Source organism: Pseudoflavonifractor sp. AF19-9AC, from assembly GCF_003478995.1.
Lineage (GTDB): Bacteria > Bacillota > Clostridia > Oscillospirales > Oscillospiraceae > Lawsonibacter.
The window spans coordinates 48,720-63,626 of record NZ_QUGI01000001.1; the positions used below are offsets into that span (position 1 = coordinate 48,720).

The 14,907-nt window shown below is 61.4% G+C and carries 17 protein-coding genes; 14 read left to right on the forward strand and 3 right to left on the reverse strand.

The features are described from left to right. Positions 1 to 19: 19 nt before the first annotated feature. Together DWX58_RS00215 and DWX58_RS00220 are read right to left on the reverse strand one after the other, a co-directional pair. Positions 20 to 706 (reverse strand): HAD family phosphatase, encoded by a 687-nt coding sequence (locus DWX58_RS00215; protein ID WP_118640719.1) that lies wholly within the window; start codon positions 704 to 706, stop codon positions 20 to 22. Then, entirely contained in the window at positions 693 to 1,304 is a 612-nt protein-coding gene (locus tag DWX58_RS00220) for a DNA-3-methyladenine glycosylase (protein ID WP_118640721.1), read from the reverse strand. The genes DWX58_RS00215 and DWX58_RS00220 overlap by 14 nt, the downstream gene beginning before the upstream one ends. 92 nt (positions 1,305 to 1,396) lie before the next feature. Between DWX58_RS00220 and DWX58_RS00225 the strand changes: the two genes are divergently transcribed. The 4 genes from DWX58_RS00225 to DWX58_RS00240 all read left to right on the forward strand — a co-directional run bounded on the left by DWX58_RS00225 (position 1,397) and on the right by DWX58_RS00240 (position 3,542). Next, positions 1,397 to 2,308: a DMT family transporter gene (locus DWX58_RS00225; RefSeq protein WP_118640723.1), complete on the forward strand. Its 912-nt coding sequence runs from the start codon at positions 1,397 to 1,399 to the stop codon at positions 2,306 to 2,308. 136 nt (positions 2,309 to 2,444) lie between these two features. Then, positions 2,445 to 2,750 (forward strand): DUF2089 family protein, encoded by a 306-nt coding sequence (locus tag DWX58_RS00230; protein ID WP_118640725.1) that lies wholly within the window; start codon positions 2,445 to 2,447, stop codon positions 2,748 to 2,750. An 18-nt stretch (positions 2,751 to 2,768) separates the two neighbouring features. Then, on the forward strand, positions 2,769 to 3,218 hold the full coding sequence (locus DWX58_RS00235) for a hypothetical protein (protein ID WP_118640727.1): 450 nt from the start codon (positions 2,769 to 2,771) through the stop codon (positions 3,216 to 3,218). A gap of 36 nt (positions 3,219 to 3,254) precedes the next feature. Further along, the gene (locus DWX58_RS00240) at positions 3,255 to 3,542 is read left to right on the forward strand and encodes a hypothetical protein (RefSeq protein ID WP_147382198.1); all 288 of its coding nucleotides are present in this window, start codon (positions 3,255 to 3,257) and stop codon (positions 3,540 to 3,542) included. 232 nt (positions 3,543 to 3,774) lie between these two features. On the opposite strand, the gene DWX58_RS00245 is transcribed toward DWX58_RS00240, so the two are convergent. Beyond that, positions 3,775 to 4,272 carry a hypothetical protein gene (locus tag DWX58_RS00245; protein WP_118640731.1) on the reverse strand — a complete coding sequence of 166 codons (498 nt, stop codon included), beginning with the start codon at positions 4,270 to 4,272 and terminating at the stop codon, positions 3,775 to 3,777. A 264-nt stretch (positions 4,273 to 4,536) separates the two neighbouring features. Between DWX58_RS00245 and smc the strand changes: the two genes are divergently transcribed. From smc to DWX58_RS00295, 10 genes are all read left to right on the forward strand, one after another. Continuing rightward, positions 4,537 to 8,103: a chromosome segregation protein SMC gene (gene smc / locus DWX58_RS00250; RefSeq protein ID WP_347559140.1), complete on the forward strand. Its 3,567-nt coding sequence runs from the start codon at positions 4,537 to 4,539 to the stop codon at positions 8,101 to 8,103. A gap of 269 nt (positions 8,104 to 8,372) precedes the next feature. After that, the gene (locus DWX58_RS00255) at positions 8,373 to 8,672 is read left to right on the forward strand and encodes a zinc ribbon domain-containing protein (RefSeq protein WP_118640734.1); all 300 of its coding nucleotides are present in this window, start codon (positions 8,373 to 8,375) and stop codon (positions 8,670 to 8,672) included. Positions 8,673 to 8,685: 13 nt separating this feature from the next. Next, a complete protein-coding gene (locus tag DWX58_RS00260; RefSeq protein ID WP_118640736.1) occupies positions 8,686 to 8,943 on the forward strand; it encodes a hypothetical protein in 258 nt (85 codons plus the stop codon). A gap of 73 nt (positions 8,944 to 9,016) precedes the next feature. After that, positions 9,017 to 9,886 (forward strand): signal recognition particle-docking protein FtsY, encoded by an 870-nt coding sequence (ftsY, locus tag DWX58_RS00265; protein WP_118640738.1) that lies wholly within the window; start codon positions 9,017 to 9,019, stop codon positions 9,884 to 9,886. 51 nt (positions 9,887 to 9,937) lie between these two features. After that, on the forward strand, positions 9,938 to 10,159 hold the full coding sequence (locus DWX58_RS00270; RefSeq protein WP_147382199.1) for a hypothetical protein: 222 nt from the start codon (positions 9,938 to 9,940) through the stop codon (positions 10,157 to 10,159). A 111-nt stretch (positions 10,160 to 10,270) separates the two neighbouring features. Next, on the forward strand, positions 10,271 to 10,993 hold the full coding sequence (rph, locus tag DWX58_RS00275; RefSeq protein WP_118640742.1) for a ribonuclease PH: 723 nt from the start codon (positions 10,271 to 10,273) through the stop codon (positions 10,991 to 10,993). Between the two features lie 2 nt (positions 10,994 to 10,995). Continuing rightward, positions 10,996 to 11,592, forward strand: coding sequence for an XTP/dITP diphosphatase (locus DWX58_RS00280; protein WP_118640744.1), 597 nt, complete (start codon positions 10,996 to 10,998; stop codon positions 11,590 to 11,592). A 22-nt stretch (positions 11,593 to 11,614) separates the two neighbouring features. Continuing rightward, entirely contained in the window at positions 11,615 to 11,935 is a 321-nt protein-coding gene (yhbY, locus tag DWX58_RS00285) for a ribosome assembly RNA-binding protein YhbY (protein WP_118640746.1), read from the forward strand. Positions 11,936 to 12,025: 90 nt separating this feature from the next. Beyond that, positions 12,026 to 13,240 carry a nicotinate (nicotinamide) nucleotide adenylyltransferase gene (gene nadD, locus DWX58_RS00290; protein WP_118640748.1) on the forward strand — a complete coding sequence of 405 codons (1,215 nt, stop codon included), beginning with the start codon at positions 12,026 to 12,028 and terminating at the stop codon, positions 13,238 to 13,240. Further along, positions 13,240 to 14,907, forward strand: coding sequence for an LCP family protein (locus DWX58_RS00295; RefSeq protein ID WP_118640750.1), 1,668 nt, complete (start codon positions 13,240 to 13,242; stop codon positions 14,905 to 14,907). Before nadD ends, DWX58_RS00295 begins: the two co-directional genes overlap by 1 nt.

Below are 14,907 nucleotides of genomic sequence, written 5' to 3' on the forward strand. Positions count from 1 at the left end.
CGCCCCCGCTGTGCGTTTTCTATGCAGTTGAACTTGATGATCGGGAGACAGCAGATGTAGCGCTGTCCTCCGGCAGAGGTCCGGTAAAGGAGAAGGGAAACCGGCCGGGGCCGCACAGGGCGGCCATCTCCTCCCGCCGGTCCTCAAAAATCGGGTCGGTCACGCCGTAAATCTGCCAGCCCGCCTCCTTGGCGGCGGCGCAGTACACCGGGGAGTCGTCAAAGAGGACGCAGTGCTCCGGTGCTTCCCCGCAGGCCGCGGCAGCCCGGCGGAAGAGCTCCGGGTCCCTCTTGTCCGCCCCCAGGCTGGCGGTGGTGAGTACCCGCTCCAGCAGGGGCTCCAGAGCGTGGCGGCGGAGGGCCGCCTCACACAGGGAGGGCATGCAGGAGGTGAGCAGGGCGCAGCGGATCCCCGCCTGGTTGGCCCGCTCCAGAAAGTCCCGGGCCCCCTCCTTCAGGGGAAGGGTGTTGGCATAGGCGTCCTGAGCCATGGCGTGCCAGGCGGCCACAATCTCTTCCGGGGTGAGGGGCAGGGAAAAGCAGCGGCGGGTGTACTCCGCCGCCTCGCTGAAGGCGTGGTGAGTCACATACTCGGTGTAATCCTCCGGAACGGGAGAGATGCCGTGCCGGCCCAGAAAGTCGATGTCAATGTCCAGCCAGATGCCGTTGGAGTCCAGCAGCGTGCCGTCCAAATCAAAAAAATACATGCCAGTCCTCCGTGTAAAACCGCCAGGGGAAGTCTACCGCCTCCTGGGCGTAGTCAATGCCGATGCGCTTGCCGGTACCGATGTGCTCCGGGGCGGGCCCATCGCAGACATAGAGAGGCCCAGCGGGGTCCGTGAGGTCCAGGCCGTTCTGCTCCCGGGTGAGCAGCAGCCCGCGGCACAGCTTTCCGGGTCCGTTGAGAAAGTTTTTGCGCTGATAGGCGCTCATGTCCTCCATCTTGCATCCAAAACGGTTTTTTGCTATAATGTCCCCGTTTGACACGGCCCGTACCCCGCGGATGAGCACCGCGCAGGGCTCACCCTCCGGCTCGGTAACGAAGTTGAGACAGTGGTACATGCCGTAGATAAAGTAGATGTAGGCGGTGCCCGGCGGGGCGAAGAGGGTCTCCGTGCGAGGCGTGCGCTTGTAGCCGTAGGCGTGGCAGGCCTTGTCAATGGGGCCCACATAGGCCTCCGTCTCCGTGATGGCGCACACCAGCCGCTCTCCATCCGGCAGTACACGGACAATCTGCTTGCCCAGCAGCTCCCGGGCCACCGTCAGGGTGTCCCGGTCGTAAAAGGCGCGGGGAAGTATGTCCACAAAAGCCACCTCCAGTGTCCGGCCTCACAGCCGTTGTTTGCGCAATATCATATCACAGCTTGTCCCTATTTTTCAATCAGGAGTTGATTCCCATGTCTCACAGGACCATGCACATGCTGGCAAAGCCCATGCTCTTTGCCGCCGCCCTGATCTGGGGCACGTCCTTCTTTATCATGAAAAATGCCCTGGATGCGGTGCCGGTGTTCTTCCTGCTGGCCATCCGGTTTACCGCCGGAGCGGTGCTGCTGGCCCTGGTGTGTGGGCGGCGCTGGAAGGCCTTTACCCCCGACTATCTGTGGCGGGGGGCTATTATGGGGGGCTTTTTGTGCCTGGCCTACTCGGTGCAGACCTTCGGACTGTCCATGACTACCCCCTCCAAGAACGCCTTTCTCACGGCGGTCTACTGCGTCCTCGTCCCCTTCCTCACCTGGGCGGTGGTGAAGAAACGCCCCGACCGGTATAACATCGCCGCTGCCCTGCTGTGTGTCACCGGCGTGGGCTTGGTTTCCCTCAATGAGCAGCTGTCCATCAACACCGGCGACCTCCTTACCCTGGTGTGCGCCATCTTTTACGCCAGCCACATTGTGGCGGTGGAGAAGGTGTCGCCCGGGAAGGACATCACCTTGCTCACCGTCTTCCAGTTCGCCTTTGCCGGGCTGTTTGCCTGGATTGGGGGAGCGCTCACCGAGACCTTCCCCGCCCAGGCCCTGACCGATCCACAGGTGTTCCTCCCCCTCGCTTACCTGTGTGTCATGGCCACCACCGTGGCTCTACTGTTCCAGAATGTGGGTCAGGTGTGGTCCGACCCTGCCTCCGCCTCGGTTATCCTCTCCCTGGAGTCGGTGTTTGGTGTGCTGTTCTCGGTCATCTTCTACGGCGACCCGGTGACGCCCCGGCTGCTCATGGGCTTCGTCCTCATCTTTGTGGCTGTGGTGTGCTCGGAGACCAAGTTCTCCTTCCTCCGCCGCTCCTCCCGCCCCCAGTTGAGCGAGGCGGAAAAATAACCCTTCCTCTCCAAGCCCGCGGCTTCGGCCGCGGGCTTGTTTTTTGTTTTCATAAAAGAAAATAAAAAATAAAATTAAAGCTTGACTTTAATAATATTAAAGTTTATAATGCAGATACAAGAAAGGAGGGAGCGCGATGTCCCTGGAGGTGCTGCCCGAGTGGATGGCGGGCCTGGAAGAGGAGGACGTGGTGTTCATCAAAAAGTTCATTCTGGCTTCCGGATCTCTGAAGGAGGTAGCCGCCCAATACGGGGTGACCTATCCCACAGTGCGCCTGCGGCTGGACCGGCTGATCCAGAAGATTAAAATTGGTGAGGACACCGCCGCCGACCCCTATATTGCCACCATCAAGCGGTTGGTGGTCAACGAGAAGCTGGACTTTGACACCGCCAAGGTGCTCATATCCGAGTACAAGAAAACCCGGCATTCGCCGGAGCTGTAAGCGAGGAGGAGACAAAAGATGAACATGCTGATGTCGGCTGTTGGAGTCAGCCTGATCTTCGGAATTTTTATGCTGCTGGTGCCCATTGCCCTGCTGGTGGTACTCCAGGTGTGGCTGTGCAAGAAGAGCCTGAAGCTGGGGCTGATTCTTCCCATTTTGTCCTTCCTGCTGTCCCTACTTATGGTGTTCAGCCTGGGGGCGCTTCAGACCATGACCACTGCGGGAAGCACCCAGATGACGGTGATAGCTGAGGACGGCACCTACATCGAGGTTCCCGCCCAGGAGTGGGGACACCACCAGGAGGAGCACCATGTGAGCATTACCCCCGGTGCGGTGGGGGCTCTGGTGGGCCTGTTTCTGGTGAGCAACATCCCCACGGTGGTCTTCGGGGGCATCTGGCTGCACTATAAGAGCCGTCGGGACTTCCGGGACGACCTGAAAAAGATGAAAATTGAGGATTTGGAGTAAGAAAGGAGCTTGTCTGTTATGGGCAAGGAGGCTGCAATGGTCCTGTTTATCCTGGCTCTGGCGGTGCAGATCTGCGTCTCCGGCATGGGGCCCGTCTGGGCGGGGCTGGTCATTCCCGCGCTGTACGGGAGCGTGATGGGAGTGTCGGTGCTAGGCTATTACCAGGCCTACGGCGCCTGGCCCCTCCGCATGGACGAGGTGCTGATGCAGGGCGGTCTGCCCATCCTGGCGCTGCTGGTGGTGTGGCTTGGAGTACAGCACTGGAAAAGCCGCTGCCATACCCGGACCGGACACGGACCAGCCAAGGTGGAAGAACTGGAATAAAGAAGAGCCGCCGGAGGGATGCACTTTCCGGCGGCTTTTCTTCTATGTGAATATCTGAAACCTGTTAGCGCGGGGGACTGCCCGAATAAACCGAGCCTGGCGGCCGATTTTGAATCGGCCGCCGCTTTTTTCTGGATATCCATATTTTTTAGAGAAGGGAGAAAAAACGAAGTTTTTTCCAAAGGTTCTTTTTGATTCTTTTTCTTCCAAGAAAAAGAATCCACAACTCTCCTTATGCCACCGCCCTCACACCTCCCACCCGGCACAGATCGGTGGGGCGGGTGAGGTCAGGACTTTTGTCCAGAGTGACCGCGCCGCACTCCTCCAGCAGTCCGGCCACGAACTGGGAGCAGAAGAAGTGGTGCCGCCGCCGGAGGGGCAGGTTGATAAAGCAGCCCAGGGCGCCCAGCAGGTTGTAGTGGTAGCGCTCCCGCTGGCCGTACATACAGGCCAGCCGCCGCCGGAGCCGTCGGTAGACATCCTCGGATACCTTCAGCTCATAGAGTCGGCAGGGCATTTTCAAGCCCCGTTTCGCGGCGGGGGTCTCCTCCACCAGTCCGGCGGGGAGGGCCAGATGGGGGTGCTTCCGGGCAAAGCTGTAAAAGGGCCCGTCCGGGCCGTCCAGGCCGATGGAGGCGTGGGTGTAGCTGTCCTGGGTGGCCAGGTGGATGAGCCGGGAAAACCAGGTCCCGGACCGGGTGAGAAGAATATAGACCGTGCGCTCCGCCATGGAAGGCGCCTCCCTTCTTTTTTTGCTCCCATGGTACCAGCGCCGGTCTAAACCCCGGTAAAGGGCGGATTAAAATTCTCCTAAAATTCCATTGATTTTTGAGTCTGTTGCCCCGGGACTCCCAGGCTGTTTGAGAACCCTTTTTCCGTCACCTCGTTGCAATTGTGCGGGGATTTTGCTATAATATATCATCTATGAGTATGTCCGCCGCCCTGCGGCGGTGACGGCCCGGTCCCGGGCGAGATTGAGGTGTGTCTGTTGTATTTGAAAGCATTGGAAATTCAGGGCTTCAAGTCCTTCCCCGACAAGACGGTGCTCACCTTTGGTGAGGACATCACCGCCATTGTGGGCCCCAACGGCTCGGGCAAGTCCAACATCTCCGACGCCATCCGCTGGGTGATGGGGGAGCAGTCCACCCGGGCCCTCCGGGGCGGCAAGATGGAGGACGTGATCTTCGGCGGCACCGCCAAGCGCAAGCAGACGGGCTACGCCGAGGTGTCCCTGGTGCTGGACAATACCTCCCACCTCTTTGACATGGAGGAGTCGGAGGTGATGGTCACCCGGCGGTACTACCGCTCGGGGGAGAGCGAGTACTACATCAACCGCCGGTCCGTCCGCTTGAAGGATGTCAACGAGCTGTTTATGGACACGGGCCTTGGCCGGGAGGGCTACTCCATCATCGGACAGGGTAAAATTGACGAGATCCTCTCCGTCAAGTCCGCTGACCGACGGGAGATCTTTGAGGAGGCGGCGGGTATCTCCCGCTATCGCCACCGCAAGGAGGAGGCCGAGCACAAGCTGGAGCGCACGGACGAGAACCTGGTGCGCATCAACGACAAGATTTCCGAGCTGGAGCTGCAGGTGGAGCCCCTGCGCCAGCAGAGCGAGAAGGCGAAAAAGTACCTCATCCTCCGGGACGAGCTGCGGGGTCTGGAGATCTCCGTGTGGCTGGACACCCTGGAGCGCATCCGGGCGGGGAACATCAAGCTGGAGGCCGACTATCAGGAGGCCGTGCGCCAGCGGGAGGAGGCCAAGGTGGCCCAGGAGAAGGCCTACGCCGCCGCCGAGGACTATTCCGCGCAGATGCGGGAGAAGGACGTGGAGGCCGACCGGCTGCGCTTTGAGATGCAGGGCCGGCAGGCCAAGGCCAACGAGCTGGAGTCGGCCATCGCCGTTTTGAAGAGCAGCGTGGAGCACAACCTGGAGTCCGCCCGGCGCATCCAGGCGGACCTGGAGCAGCAGGAGGGCCGGGAGGGCTCCCTGGCCGCCCAGATCGAGCAGCGCCGCACCCGGCTGGAGGAGATTGAGGGCCAGCTGACCCAGGCTCGGGCCAGTCTGGAGGAGCGCAGCCGTCAGGCCCAGGAGGCCGCCCACTCGGCTGGCACCCTGGCCCAGGAGCTGGAGCAGCTGCGCAGCCGGGCGGATCTGGAGAACGCCGACGCCGCCGAGGCAAAGGCTCTGCTCTCCGCCCTGGCCGCCGCCGCCCAGGAGGTGCTGGACCGGGACGAGACCGTGCGCCGGGAGAGCGCCGAGCTGGAGGAGCGCCTGGAGCAGGCCCGGAAGGAGGCCCGCACCGCCCGCCGCCAGTACGACGACGCGGTGGAGGAGCGGGACGCGGCCAAAAACGTGATCAGCGGCTACCAGCTGCGCGCCCAGTCCCGGCAGAAGAAGGCTGAGCAGTTAAAGGAACGGCAGGTCAAGCTGCAGATGGAGGAAAACGCCCTCACCTCCCGCATCAAGCTGCTCACCGAGATGGAGCAGATGCACGAGGGCTACTCCAAGGCGGTGAAGCTGGTCATGGGGGAGGCCCAGCGGGGCACCCTTAAGAACATCCATGGACCGGTGGCCGACCTTTTGAAGGTGCCCGACCGGTACACTGTGGCCATTGAGATCGCCCTGGGCGGCGCCATGCAGAACCTGGTGGTGGACCGGGAGGAGGACGGCAAGGCCGTTATCCAGTATCTGAAGCGCCGGGAGGGCGGCCGGGCCACCATCCTGCCCCTGAGCTCCATCCGTCCCGGCAACCTGCGGGAGCGGGAGCGGCTGGCGGGTGAGCCGGGCTTTGTGGGCATTGCCGACCAGCTGGTCCGCTTTGATCCCCAGTATCAGAACGTATTTTCCAACCTTCTGGGCCGGGTGGCGGTGATGGAGAACCTGGACGCCGCCATTGCGGTGGCCCGGAAGTACGGCTATCAGTTCCGCATTGTCACCTTGGACGGCCAGGTGCTGAACCCCGGCGGATCCATGACCGGTGGCTCGGCCAGCCGGAGCGCGGGCATCCTCAGTCGGGCCAACGAGCTGGAACGGCTGGGGGAGCAGGCCAAGGGCATCCGGGAGCAGCTCAGTCAGGCTGCCCGGGAGCTGGAGGAGGCCCAGCGGGAGGCCACCGCCTCCGCTTACGAGCTGGAGAGCGCCCAGGGACAGCTGCGGGAGTGGGAGAACGCCATTGTGAAGGCGGAGGCCCAGCTGGCCCACTGCAAGAGCGTGGTGTCCACCCTGGAGGAGCAGGAGGAGAGCCAGAAGGAGGAGCTGGAGGGGCTCAAGGCCCGTTCGGCTCAGATTGAGGCGGATACCCAGAGCGCCAGGGAGCGTATCCAGACCCTGGAGGGCACCGCCGCCGCCCTGAAGAGCGAGGCCGAGGGTAAGGCCAAGGGCCAGAGCGACCTGCAGGAGCGCTCCGCCCGCATCGCCCAGGAGGTGGCCGAGCTCACCGCCTCCCTGGCCGCACTGGAGGCGGAGCGGGACGCCACCCGCTCGGGCCTCACGGAGCTGGAGGGACTCAAGGAGAGCATCGCCGGGGACCGGGACCAGAGCCGGGCTCTGGTGGAGGACTACCACAGCAAAAATGAGGGCATCACCCGGGAGATCGGGGAGAAGGAAGCGGCCCTGGAGGCCCTTCGGCAGGAGAACCAGGCCCAGAACGAGGCCATTTCTCAGCTCAACCAGGAGAAGCTGGAGCTGGAGGGCCAGCGGGTGAAGGCGACCAAGGAGAGCCAGAGCCGCAACGAGGAGCTGCTGCGCATGGAGGGAGAGGTCTCCCGCCTGGAGCAGCGGAAGGTGTCCGCCTCCATGGAGGAGAAGCAGCTGCTGGACAAGCTGTGGGAGAACTACGAGCTGTCCCACGAGGCGGCCAAGCAGCAGCGGGTGGAGATTGAGTCGGTCCAGAAAGCCAGCCGCCGCATTGCAGAGCTGAAGCGGGCGGTGTCCGTCCTGGGCAATGTGAATGTGGGGGCCATCGAGGAATTTGACCGGGTCAACGAGCGCTATACCTACCTCACCGACCAGCGGGATGACGTCCAGCGGGCCAAGAGCGAGCTGGAGGAGATCATCGCCAACATCACCGGGGAGATGAAGACCATCTTTGCCCGGGAGTTCAAGAGCATCAACGAGGCCTTTGGTCAGACCTTCCTGGAGCTCTTCGGCGGCGGCAAGGCAGCCCTGGAGCTGGAGGACCCGGAGGACATTCTGAACTGCGGCATCGAAATCAAGGTCCAGCCCCCGGGCAAGGCTCTGAAAATCATTACCCTTCTCTCCGGCGGCGAGAAGGCCTTTGTGGCCATTGCCCTCTATTTTGCCATCCTAAAGGTGCGGCCTACCCCCTTCGTGGTGATGGATGAGATCGAGGCTGCCCTGGACGACAACAACGTGGTGCGTTTTGCCCGATACATGCGCTCCATGGCGGAGAAGACCCAGTTTATCGTCATTACCCACCGACGGGGCACCATGGAGGAGGCCGACGTGCTCTACGGCGTCACCATGCAGGAGCAGGGCGTCAGCCGTATGCTGACCATCAACCTCAACGACGTGGAGAAGGAGCTGAACATCCGGTGACGTCGGAGAGCACGTCCGGAAGCGATGATGCCGGACGTGGAAAGCGGCATACCCCGGAGGAGGAAGCATCCCAAACCGAAGCCCAGCGGAGCGGGTTCGGTCTGGAGAGGAGGCGCAAGGGAGCGGGTAAGGAATGCCCGACAGGGCGTTCCGAGACGAAGCGGACTTTGCGCCGACGAGAGCCGCATGCTGACCATTAACCTGAACGATGTGGAGAAAGAGCTGAATATCCGGTAAAAACCGGCGTGAAATGGGCTTGGAGGTACAATTTGAACGACGAGAACAAAGAGAAAAAGAGCAACCTGTGGTCCATTGTGGGCCTGGTGGCGCTGATTTTGGTGCTGTTTGTGGGAGTGAAGCTGGCCTTTGCCGCTCTGGAGGCGGCTATCCCCCAGGATAAGCCTGGAACCTCTGCCAGCCAGAGCTCGGACGCCGGAACATCCCAGAGCCAGAGCGTGGAGACGGACAGCCCCGCCCCCAGCTACTGCCCCTACTGCGGCGAGAAGCTGAACGACTCCTTCCAGTGGGGGCAGTACTGCCCCTTCTGCGGGGAGAGCGTAACCCCCTAAAGGAGGAAACCATATGGGCAAGGCATTAAACTGTCTGCGCTGCGGAACACCCATGGTCCTTCTCAAGCGGGAGTATCTTCAGCTGGGCAAGACGGGATGGATTGCGGGAGATCTGGACAATCTGCTCTCCGGTGGACTGGATGTGGATATCCTCACCTGTCCGGATTGCGGAAAGCTGGAATTTTTCCGGGGGGGGCTGGTCGGAGCTGGAGGACCCGGAGGGCAGCGGAATTGCCATGACGGCCTGTCCCGCCTGCGGCAAGCGCTATGAGCTGGACAGTCCCAAGTGCCCCTTCTGCGGGAAGAAGAACACCAAGCTGTTTTAAAGGAAGGAATCAGACATCATGGGCTTTTTTGACAAGCTGAAAAAAATCAACATCTTTGCCAGCTTCGGCTCGGAGCTGAACGACGACTTCTACGACGAGCTGGAGGAGTCCCTCATCCTGGCGGACACCGGCATGGACACCACTCTGGAGTTGGTGGAGGAGCTTCGCCGCCGGGTGCGGGAGAAAGGCATCAAGACTTTGGAGGAGGCCCGCTCCTGTATGGTGGAGGTTATCGCCGACGCCCTGAACGCGGGCGACGGGGAGCTCAACCTGTCCACCACCCCCTCGGTGGTGCTGTTCATCGGGGTGAACGGGGTGGGCAAGACCACCACCATCGGAAAAATCGGCGCCCAGCTGCGGGGGGAGGGCAGGAAGGTCCTCTTCTGCGCCGCCGACACCTTCCGGGCCGCCGCCGCCGAGCAGCTGACCATCTGGAGTGACCGGGCCGGGGTGGACATCATCAAGCAGCACGAGGGGGCCGACCCCGCTGCCGTGGTCTTTGACGCCATGAGCGCCGCCAGGGCCAGAAAGAGCGATGTGGTGCTGGTGGACACCGCCGGACGGCTTCACAACAAGCAGAACCTGATGAATGAGCTGAACAAAATTTCCCGTGTCATCGACCGGGAGCTGCCCGACTGCGCCCGGGAGACCCTGCTGGTGCTGGACGCCACCACCGGCCAGAACGGACTCATCCAGGCCAAGCAGTTCAAGGAGGCGGCGGGCATCACCGGCATCGTCCTCACCAAGCTGGACGGCACCGCCAAGGGCGGCATCGCCATTGCCATCGCCAAGGAGCTGGGCGTGCCCGTGAAGTACGCCGGTGTGGGTGAGGGCATCGACGATTTGAAGCCCTTTGACGCCGCCGACTTTGCCCAGGCGCTCATTTAAGTCAGAAATCAGGAGGCAGGCATTCAGAATTGAAAATCGGGGGTGCAGTCCGTGCCATACTGGAACTGGAAGCTGTTTGCAGTCCTGTTTACCATTCAACTGACCATTCAAATCGTGCGCTGGATTCGGCGGGATGGTGCGAGAAATCTCCTGCGCTCCATGCGCCTGCAGGGTGAGGGGGTAAGCGCGAAACAGCGGCGGGAAAATCTGGTAGGACTGGGTGTTTTGCTGTCTCTGTTGTTCCTGGGTGTGCTATTTTGGCAGATTGATTAAAAAACAAACACAAGTTTCTGGAGAATCCCCCTTTTAATTTACATTCTATCCATACATTCTTTTGAAGAATTGTGATACAATATGGAAAAATTTGCGGAGAGGAAGTATTTTATGTCCCGAATTGACGGCCGTACAAATGACCAGCTCCGGCCTATGGAGATCATTCCCAACATCAATAAGTTTGCCGAGGGCTCTTGCCTCATTCGCTGCGGCAACACCTATGTGCTGTGCACCGCCAGCGTGGAGGACAAGCCCCCCCGCCACGTCCCCGAGGGGGAGGGCTGGGTCACTGCCGAGTACTCCATGCTCCCCCGGGCCAACCGGGAGCGCTCCCGCCGGGACATCTCCAAGCTGAAGCTGAACGGCCGCAGTGCCGAAATCCAGCGCCTGGTCGGCCGGGCCCTGCGCTCCGTGGTGGACCGGAAGAAGCTGGGCCCCTGGAACATCACCATTGACTGCGACGTGCTCCAGGGGGACGGCGGCACCCGTACCGCCTCCATTACCGGCGGCTTTGTGGCCATGATGCTGGCCTTCCGGAAGATGATGGAGGCCGGTCAGCTCAGCGAGTACCCCATCAGCGGCTATGTGGCCGCCGTGTCCGCGGGCATCGTGGACGATGTGCCCATGCTGGATCTGTGCTATGAGGAGGACTCCTCCGCCATGGTGGACCTCAACTGCGTCATGGATGACCAGGGACGGCTCATTGAAATCCAGGGCACCGGCGAGGAGCGCCCCTTCACCCTGGAGGAGCAGCAGAAGCTGGTGAAGCTGTGCGCCAAGGGCATCCGGGAAATTCAGGCTCTGCAGCGTAAGGTGCTGGAGGAGGGTGTTTGACCATGAAACTGGTGCTGGCCAGCAAGAATAAAAAGAAGCTGGTGGAGCTGGACACCATCCTTTCCCAGCTGGGCGTGGAAGTGTGCTCCGAGGCCGACGCGGGTGTGGACGTGGAGGTGGAGGAGACCGGAACCACCTTTGAGGAAAATTCCCTCTTGAAGGCCAAAGCGGTGATGGAGGCCTCCGGCCTGCCCGCCGTGGCCGACGACTCCGGACTGTGCGTGGACGCCCTGAACGGCGCCCCCGGAGTGTACTCCGCCCGGTACGGCGGGGAGGGGCTGGACGACACCGGCCGCTACCGCCTGCTGCTGGAGAACATGCGGGGCCAGATGCCCCGGACGGCCAAGTTCGTCTCGGTCATCACCTGCTGCTTCCCCAACGGAGATGTGATTTCCGCCCGGGGGGAGTGCCCCGGCACCATCGCCTTCGCCCCCATGGGGGAGGGCGGCTTCGGCTATGACCCGGTGTTCTTTGTACCCTCTCTGAAAAAGACCTTCGCCCAGCTGACGGCGGAGGAGAAAAACGCCATTTCCCACCGGGGCAAGGCCCTGGAAGCATTCCAGGTGAAGCTGGAGGAATATCTGAACAATCAGAAATGATAATTCATATGGAGCGTGACAAATGGAACTGACAAGCAAGCAGCGGGCCCAGCTTCGCGGCCTGGCCAACAGCATTGACACCATTTTGATTGTGGGCAAGGACGGCATTGGGGATAACCTCATCAAGCAGGCCGACGATGCCCTGGAGGCCCGAGAGCTCATCAAGGGCCGGGTGCTGGAGAACTCCATGCTCTCCCCTCGAGAGGCTGCCGAGCAGCTGGCTCCCCTCACCCGCAGCGAGGTGGTGCAGGTCATCGGAACAAAATTTGTTCTGTATCGTCCAAGTCATAACAAGGACAAGAAGGACAGAATTGTTCTGGTGGCGGACAAAAAGCGGAAGTAACCGGAGCATTTGTCCGGATATGCTGTCCTATGGGTTGCTTCCTGGGGACAGAAGGAACCAGCAACAAAAATAAAATAAGGTGGTGCCTGTATGAAAATTGGAATCTACGGCGGAACCTTTAATCCTCCTCATCTGGGGCATATGGCGGCGGCCAGGGCGGCGGTGGCAGCTCTGGGGCTGGATAAGCTGCTGTTTATACCGGCGGCGGTGCCGCCCCACAAGGAGCTGCCTCAGGAGACCCCGCCTCCGGAGCACCGGCTGGCTATGGTAGAGAAGATGGCTGACGCCATAGCTATGCCCAAGGTGGTGGAGACCTCGGGAATTGAACTGGAGCGGACGGGGAAGAGCTACACCTCGGAGACACTGGAGCGCATCCATGAGCAGTATCCCGAGGCGGAGCTGTGGCTGCTGATGGGGACGGACATGTTCCTGACCCTGCACCTGTGGCATGACCCGGAGACCATCCTTCGGCTGGCCGGTATCTGTGCCTTTGGCCGGACGCAGCAGGACGGGGAGGAGCTCTTCGCACCTCAGCGAGAGTATCTGGCCGAAAAATTCAACGCCCGGGTGACCACCATTACCCTGCCCGATCTGGTGGACATCTCCTCCACCCGGCTGCGGGACCTGCTGGCCCGGGGCGAGGGGCGGGAGTATCTGCCCCCGGCGGTGTACGGCTACATCCTGATGCACAACCTGTACGGCACCCATGCAGATCTCAAGCATCTGGACCTGCCCGAGCTGCGGGCCTGTTCCTACGCCATGATGAAGCAGAAACGAGTGCCTCATGTGATAGGCGTGGAGGAGGAGGCAGTTCGCCTGGCGGAATTCTGGGGTGCGGACCCCATGCTGGCCCGGCGGGCAGGCATCCTCCACGACTGCACCAAGTACCTGGGGCTGGAGGAGCAGCTGGCCCTCTGTGGACAGTACAGCCTGGAGCTGGACCCCCTGGAGCAGCAGATGGTAAAGCTGCTCCACTCCAAGACCGGGGCGTGTATTGCCCGGTGGGTTTTTGGAGAACCTGATGAGGTGTACGAGGCCATCTACTGGCACACCACCGCCAAGGCGGACATGTCACTGCTGGAGAAGATCATCTACATGGCCGACTACATAGAGCCAAACCGGGATTTTGAAGGGGTGGAGCGCCTGCGGGAGCTGGCCTATACCGATTTGGACAAGGCCCTGCTGCTGGGGGTGGAGACCACCATCCAGGAGATGGAGGAGCGGCGGCAGCCCATTCATCAAAAGACCATAGAAGCCCGTCAGTGGCTGCGTAGCCACGGTGTAACAACAGAGGAAGGAACCTAATGAGTGATTTAAACAGACACGGCAAGCGGGAGCGTTCCCACGGAGAGAGCGCGCTCAGACGATATCGGAGACAGTATAAAGAATGGCTGGCCGGAATGAGCCGGGGCCAGCGCATCCGCTATCGACTGCTTCAGACGGCCACCATTCTGGCCATTTTAGTCATCGTACTATGGCTGGTGCTCAGCGCCTGGATTCGGGTGCCGGATGTGCCCGATTTTACCATCGATGCAGACGGCGACGGTGTGGCAGATCTGACCTTTGACGGGGCGGATGTGCCCGACATAGCCCTCAGCGGCCGTAAGCCGGGCATCTACACCTTCTTAGTGGCCGGACGGGACGTGGTCAGCAGTTCCACGGATACTATCCTGCTGCTTTCCTATGATACCAACAACAAGACGATCCGGGGTCTGAACATTCCCCGTGATACCATGATCAACACCAGCGCCAACAGCAAGCGCATCAATTCGGTCTATGCCCGCAACCGGGGCTCCTCCGACCTGCCCGAGGATGAGCGGGTGGCCCAGGGCATGAAGGCCCTGGGGAAGGAAGTGGCCAAGGTCACCGGCATTACGCCTGACTTCTATGTGCTGGTGGAGTGGGAGGCCATTGGTGAGCTGGTAGATGCTCTGGGCGGCGTACACTTTGACGTGCCCTTTGATATGGACTATGACGATCCCTATCAGGATCTGCACATCCATCAGGAGGCGGGCTACCGCGAGCTGAACGGTGACGACGCCATGCAGGTCATCCGCTGGCGGAAGAACAGCGATGGAAGCAATTCCGGCGGTGACGTTGCCCGCCTGGAGATTCAGCAGGAATTTTTGAAGGCTGTGGCCACTGAGTGCCTCAAGCCCACCACCTTCCTGAAAATCCCTGAGCTGGCCCGAATTTTTACCGAAAAGGTATATACCGACCTGTCCGTGGGCAACATTCTGGCCTTTGCCCAGATGGCCTACGGGATGGACCCGGAGACCGGCGTGAGCTTTGAGACGGCTCCCATTGCCGATTCCTTCAAGTATAATAGTGCGGCTCTGATTACTCTGGACCCGGAGGGAATTCTGGAGATTGTCAATAACGGCATGAACCCCTACCAGCGAGACATTGAGGAACGGGACCTGCAGCTGGTCTACCGCAACAGCAACGGCAGCTTCGGTGTGACCAACGCTGAACTGGAGGACCCCAAGATGGGGAAGGGCTCGTCCTCGTCTTCCTCCTCCTCTTCCTCTTCGTCGGGTGGAAATTCGGGAGAAACCACGCAGCCGCCTGATACCTCGGAAGAAACGGGGGATACCTCCCAGGGCGGTGAGACCGGCGACGGCTCCCAGACCGGAGGGGACACTTCTCAGGGCGGCAGTACCGGCGACGGCTCCCAGACGGGAGGGGACACCTCCCAGGGCGGCGGTACCGGCGACGGCTCCCAGACCGGAGGGGACACCTCCCAGGGTGGCGAGACCGGTGACGGTTCCCAGACCGGAGGAGATACCTCCCAGGGCGGCGGCGAGAGCGGCAGCCAGGGACAGGGCGGAGGCCAGGAGGGCAACACCACCCCGGACAGCAGCCAGTCCAATTCCGGTCAGGACGTGGCCCAGGGAAATGAAACCAGCGATACCGATCACACCGTGGCGGTACTGCCGCCTCAGCCCGAGCCGGTACGGCCGGCCGCGTAA